The 6,781-nt window shown below is 67.1% G+C and carries 2 protein-coding genes; both read right to left on the bottom strand.

Annotated elements, in window-relative coordinates; translation table 11 throughout:
- On the bottom strand, nt 1-6,319 hold a 6,319-nt coding region (locus tag NJH59_RS25290), incomplete at its 3' end, for a non-ribosomal peptide synthetase (RefSeq protein WP_253087462.1).
- 14 nt (nt 6,320-6,333) lie between these two features.
- A partial coding sequence (locus NJH59_RS25285; RefSeq protein ID WP_253087461.1) for a phosphopantetheine-binding protein occupies nt 6,334-6,781 on the bottom strand: 448 nt, incomplete at its 5' end.

Here is a 6,781-nt window from a genome sequence, read left to right as displayed (position 1 = left end):
CCTCCATCATGTAGGCCAGGCGGTCCTCGGGGTACGCCGGGTCCAGTGGCACATAGGCGCCGCCAGCCTTGAGGATCGCCAGCAGGCCGACCACCATCTCCAGGCTGCGCTTGCAGGCCAGGCCCACCAGCACCTCCGGCCCGATGCCCTGGGCAATCAACGCATGGGCCATCTGGTTGGCGCGTTCGTTGAGTTCGCGGTAGCTGAGCTGGGTGTCACCCAGGGTCAGCGCGATGGAGCCCGGCGCACGCGCAGCCTGGGCTTCGATCAGTTCATGGAGACAGCGCTGGCTGGCGAACTGCGCAGGCGCCGGGTTCCATTCGGCCAGCACCTCGCGCTGCTCGGCCTGCTCCATCAGCGCCAATGTGCCCAGGGGCCGATCAGCCGCCGAGGGCATGGCCAGCAGCAGGTGGCCCAGCTGCGCGGCGATCTGCTCGATCGTGGCCGGTGCGAAGTGCGCCAGGTCGTAGCTCATGTGCAACGACAGTTCGTCGCCAAGCCCCACGGCCAGGGTCAACGGGTAGTTGGTCTGTTCGTGCTGCTCCATCGCGCCGAAGCGCAGGCCCTCTGGCGCCGCCTGCTCCAGCACCTCGGCCACCGGGTAGTTCTCGAACACCAGGATATTGTCGAACAGCGCCTCACCGCCCTTGCCGGCCCAGCGCTGCACTTCGAACAGCGGTGTGTGCTCATGCTCGCGCAGGCTCAGGTTCTGTGCCTGGACCTGCTGCAGCCACTGGCCGACCGTCAGCTCCGGGCGCGGGCTGGCGACCACCGGCAAGGTGTTGATGAACAGCCCGATATGCTGCTCGACCCCCTTGAGCTCGGCCGGGCGCCCCGCCACCGTGGCGCCGAAGGCCACGCACGCTTGCCCGGTATAGCGTTGCAACAGCAACAGCCAGGCCGCCTGCAGCAGGGTATTGACGGTGACTTTCTGTTCACGGGCAAAGCGTTGCAGGCGCCCGGTGTCGACGGCCTGCAGGGTCAGGTAGTGATTGGCATAGCCATCGCCGGCAGGCGTCGATACCCGGGCCAGGCGTGTCGGCTCCTGCAAGTCGCGCAACTGCTCGCCCCAGAAGGCTTCGCTGCGCTGACGGTCCTGGCGCTGCAACCAGGCGATGTAGTCGCTGTAGTTGCCAACGGCGACCTGCGGTGCCTGCCCGCAATAGCGTTGCAGCACCTCGCCCAGCAACTGCGAATTGCTCCAGCCATCCATCAGGATGTGGTGGTGGGTATAGATCAGGTGGTAGCGCTGCGCCCCGCTCTGCACCAGATGCAGGCGCAACAGCGGCGCGTGGCCCAGCTCGAAGCCGCGGCGACGCTCGTTGCCAGCCAGCGCGGCCACCGCCTGTGCCAGGTCGTCGCGCTCACGCCAGTCGTGCACCTCGAAACTCAGCGTGGCCTGGCGCAGCACCGCCTGCAACGGCTGCAGCAGCGGCGGCTGCCAGAGAAATGCGGTACGCAGGATGTCGTGCGCGTCCACCGCATCCTGCCAGGCGCGGGCAAAGCGCACGGGGTCGAGCCCGTCGATCTCCAGGCTCATCTGCGTGATGTAGTCGGCACTGTCCTGCTGGTACAGGCTGTGGAACAGCATGCCTTGCTGCATCGGCGACAACGGGTAGAGGTCCTTGAGGGTAGGCGCGGCAATCGGCAAGGCATCCAGCTGGGCCTGCTCGAGTCCCGCCAGCGGGAAGTCCGACGGCGTCACGCCACCGGCCTCGGGGCTGCAGCAATGCGTGATCAGCAGGCCCAGTTCGTGGCCATAAGCATCGGCCAGGCGCTGCACGCTGGCGGTATCGAACATGGCGCGGCTGAAGGTCCAGTTCAGTTCCAGCTCGCCCTTGTAGACCTGGCCATTGATGCTCAGCCAGTTGTCCAGCGGCGCCTCGGCGCTTTGCGGGTTGCCGGCCGCATCGCCGCAGGGCGTGAACAACGCGGTGGCGTCGGCGAAGCTGGCATCGAACTGGCCCAGGTAGTTGAAGGTGATGCGCGGCGTCGGCAGCTCGCCCAGCGCACGGCGCGCCGCCTCGTCGCCCAGGTAGCGCAGGGCGCCGAAGCCGATGCCCTTGTCGGGGATGGCGCGCAGCTGCTGCTTGATTGCCTTGATCGAGTCACCCAGGCCTGCGGCCGGGGTCAGCTTGAGCGGGAACACGCTGGTGAACCAGCCCACGGTGCGGGTCAGGTCCCGGTCCTCGAACAGCTCCTCGCGGCCATGCCCTTCCAGTTGCAGCGCCACTGCCGGGGCCTGCGTCCAGCGGGTCAGCACCCGGGCCAGCGCGGTCAGCAGCAGGTCGTTGACCTGGGTGCGGTAGGCGGCGGGCGCTTGCTGCAGCAACTGACGGGTCTGCGCCAGGTCCAGGCGCGTACTGACACTGGCAGCCTGGCGGTTGCTCAGGTCGCCTTGCGGGTGCTCGCACGGTAACGCCAGCGCCACCCCCTGCAACTGGTGCTGCCAGTAATCCAGCTGGGCCTGCACCGCTTCACTGCGCGCATGCTGCTGGAGCCACTGCGCCCAGCGTCTGATCGATGTGGTCCTGGGCGGCAGCTGCACGGCCTGCCCGTCACGCAAGGCGGCGTAGGCCTGTTGCAGGTCCTCGAACAGGATGCGCCACGATACGCCGTCCACCGCCAGGTGATGGATCACCAGCAGCAGGCGCTGCTCGCCCTGCGCCAGGTCGACCAGCAGGCCGCGCAACAGCGGGCCATGCTGCAGGTCCAGGCTGGCCTGCGCGGCCTCGCCCAAACTGTCGAGCTCGTGCAGCGACGCCGCCTCGCGATGCCACAGCAGCGCCATGCCCGGCTCGGCGACGGCGTGGGCGTGCCAGCCGTCGGCCCGCTGCTCGAAGCGCAGGCGCAGCGCATCGTGATGCGCGACCACCGCCTGCAAGGCACGCTCGAGCAGCGACGCGTCGAGTGCCTGCGACGGCTTGAGCAGCACCGATTGGTTCCAGTGGTGACGATGCACCTGCACACTGTCGAAGAACAGCTGCTGCATCGGCAGCAGCGGTGTCGGGCCGACCAGTGCTACCTGTTCCGGCGCGGTGCCGGCGGTGCCGACCTGCGCCACCGTGGCCAGGCTTTGCACGGTCTGGTGCTGGAACAGATCCTTGGGGCTGATACGGATGCCCGCCTGACGTGCACGGCTGACCACCTGGATCGAGATGATCGAATCCCCACCAAGCTCGAAGAAGTTATCGGTCAGGCCTACCTGCTCGAGCTTGAGCACGTCCTGCCAGATGCTCGCCAGGCGCTGTTCCAGATCGCTCTGCGGGGCCACGTAGACGCTCTGCAGCAAGCTGGCATCGGGTTGCGGCAGGGCCTTGCGATCGAGTTTGCCGTTGCTGGTCAACGGCAACTGCTCGAGGAACAGCAGGTGCGCCGGCACCATGTGCTCGGGCAGGTCCTCGCGCAGCTGCGCCTTCAGCGCCTCGCGCAGTTCGCCCGGGTCGATGCCCGGCGTGCGCGGCACCACGTAGCCGACCAGTTGCGCGCCACTGGCCCCCGCCTGGGCCAGCACCACGGCCTGGCGCACCTGCGACAGTGCCTGCAGCCTGGCCTCGATCTCGCCCAGCTCGATACGGAAGCCACGGATCTTGACCTGATGGTCGATGCGCCCGATGTACTCGATCACCCCGTCGGCGCGATAGCGGGCCAGGTCGCCGGTGCGATACAGGCGCTCGCCCGCAGCGCCGAACGGGTCGGGAACAAAGCGCGTGGCCGTCAGGTCGCCGCGATTGAGGTAACCACGCGCCAGACCCGCCTGGCCGATGTACAACTCACCGATGCAGCCCCTGGCCACCGGGTTGAGCGCGCGGTCGAGCAGGTACCAGGACAGGTCCGGGATCGCCTCGCCGATCGGGCTGCCGGCCTCCCCCGCCAGGTCTGCCAGGCGCAGCGGACGGTAGCTCACATGTACCGTGGTTTCGGTGATGCCGTACATGTTGGTCAATTGCGGCTGCCGGTCGCCAAAGCGCTCGAACCACGGGCGCAGGCTCTTCACCTCCAGCGCCTCGCCACCGAACACCACGTGGCGCAAGGCGTTGCGTGTGCCGGCATGCTCGGGCGCACAGGCCACCTGCATCAACTGACTGAAGGCCGAAGGGGTCTGGTTGAGTACCGTGACACCCTCCTTGAGCAGCAAGGCATGAAAGTCCTCCGGCGAGCGGCTGACATCATGTGGCACCACCACCAGGCGCCCGCCATACAGCAACGCGCCGAAGATCTCCCACACCGAGAAGTCGAAGGCGTAGGAATGGAACAGGCTCCACACATCGTCCGGGCCGAACGCGAACCAGTGCTCGGTGGCGGCGAACAGGCGCAGCACGTTGTGATGGGCAAGCAAGGTGCCCTTGGGCTTGCCGGTGGAGCCCGAGGTATAGATCACGTAGGCCAGGTTGGCCGGGGTCAGCACCACCTGTGGATTGTGCGGGCTGTAGCCGCTTGTATCGTCGCTCAGCAACAGGCACTGCACACCGCCGTCAAGCGGCAACTGCGCCAGCAGCGATGGCTGGGTCAGCAGCAGACCGATGCCGCTGTCCTCGATCATGTAGGCCAGGCGTTCGCTCGGGTAGGCCGGGTCCAGCGGCACATAGGCACCGCCGGCCTTGAGGATGGCCAGCAGCCCCACCAGCATCTCCAGGCTGCGCTCGACCGCCAGGCCGACCCGCACATCGGCGCCCACGCCCTGTTCGATCAGGCGGTGGGCCAGACGGTTGGCACGCTCGTTGAGTTCGCCATAGCTGAGCCGGGCCTCGCCGCAGCACAGCGCAATCGCCTGCGGCGTCCGCTCGACCTGGGCCTCGATCATCTGGTGCAGGCACTGTGTGACCGGGAACGCGCGGGGCTGGCCATTCCACTGGCGCAGGGTTGCCTGCTGCTCGGCCGGGTCCAGCAGGGGCAACTCGTCGATGCGCCCGGCCGGGTTGGCGAGGATCGCCTGCAACAGGTTCAGCCAGTGCCGGCCCATGCGCGCGGCGGTGCTTGCCTCGAACAGGTCGGTGGCGTAGGTCAGCGCTGCCGCCAGGCCTTCAGGGTTGTCGTAGGTGTTGAGGGTCAGGTCGAACTGCGCGGTGGGGTTGTCCCAGTGCAGCGGCGCCAGGGTCAGGCCCGGCAGTTGCGCCGCCGGGTTGCCCTGGGCCTCGCCCTGGTGGTTGTACATCACCTGGAACAGCGCGTTATGGCTCAGGTTGCGCTGCGGCTGCAACGCGTCCACCAGCTGCTCGAAGGGCAGGTCCTGGTGGTCCTGCGCAGCCAGCACGCACTGGCGTACCTGCTGCAACAGCGCGCGAAACGTCAGGGGCGCGTCGAACTGCGCCTTGAGGATCTGCGTATTGACGAAGAACCCGATCAGGCCTTCGGTCTCGACCCGGTTGCGGTTGGCCACCGGCACGCCCACGCGAATGTCGGGCTGGCCGCTGTAGCGGTGCAGCAGGGTCTGGAACGAAGCCAGCAGCAGCATGAACAGGGTCACGCCCTCGGCCTGGGCCAGGCGCTTGAGCCCTGCACCCAGTTCGACGGGCACCTCGATACCCAGTTGCGCGCCCCTGAAGCTCTGCTCGGCCGGGCGTGTGCGGTCCAGGGGAAGCTCCAGGACCGGCTGCTCCCCCCCCAGTTGCGTGGTCCAGTAGGCCAGTTGGCGGTCACGTTCGCCGGCCTCCATCCATTGGCGCTGCCACAGGGCGTAGTCGGCATACTGGATCTTCAGGGCGGGCAGCTCCAGGGTCCGGCCCTGGCTATGGGCGGCATACAGGCGCATCAGTTCGTCGACCATGATCTGCATCGACCAGCCGTCGGAAACGATATGGTGCTGCACGATCACCAGCACATGCTGCGTCGCACTCACCTGCAGCAGCGTGGCACGCACCAGCGGGCCCTGCTGCAGGTCGAACAGGCTGCGCGTCTGCGCCTCGACGAAGGCCTTGATCGCCGCCGCGTCGGCATTGGCCAGGGTCGCCCGGCCAAGGCTGAACGGCACGTGCTCGGCAATCTGCTGCAGGGTCTGCTCGGCGTGCTGGACAAAGGTGGTGCGCAGCGCTTCATGACGCTCCAGCAGCGCTGCAAAGCTGCGCTCCAGGGCCTCGACGTTCAGATCGCCGTCCAGCGACAGCGCGCTGGACAGGTGATAGGCCGCGCTATCGGGGTCCAGCTGCCAGAGGAACCACTGGCGTTCCTGGGCGTACGACAGCAACAGCGGCTCTTCGGGTTTTCGCTTGAATACCGGGGCAATGCCAAAAAGGTTGATGCCCTTCTGTTTGAGCATTATCGCCAAGGCCTTGCGCTCCCTTGGTGACAGCTCGCCCACCGCCCCGATCAATTCTTGCACGCCACTACTCCTGGTTATGAAATCAGCTTCTCGAGCTCTTCAGCTGATAAACGTTTGAGGGCAGCCAAAGATTTAGCCAATTCGTCCTCCACCGGCTGGGTGTCGACCTGCAAGGCTTGCACGCTGGCGCTGAACGCCAGCAGATCCTCGGCAATGAACAGGTCCTTGAGCGGTACCTCCAGTCCCAACTGCTCGCGCAGGCGCACGATCACCTGGGTGGCCAGCAGCGAGTGCCCCCCGAGCTCGAAGAAGCTGTCGGCCAGGCCGACCTGCGCGCAGCCCAGCACCTGCTGCCAGATGGCGGCGATGCGCTGCTGCAGCTCGGTCTGCGGCGCCAGATACTCACGCTGCAACAGGCTCGCATCCGGGGCCGGCAGGGCGCGGCGGTCGAGCTTGCCGTTGGCCGTCAGTGGCCATTGCTCCAGGAACAACAGGTGCGTGGGCACCATGTAGTCCGGCAGT

The sequence above is a fragment of the Pseudomonas sp. VE 267-6A genome, assembly GCF_024126555.1.
Lineage (GTDB): Bacteria > Pseudomonadota > Gammaproteobacteria > Pseudomonadales > Pseudomonadaceae > Aquipseudomonas > Aquipseudomonas palmensis.
The sequence above is the reverse complement of the archived record's forward strand: the minus strand, read 5'-3'. Positions and strand labels throughout refer to the sequence as shown.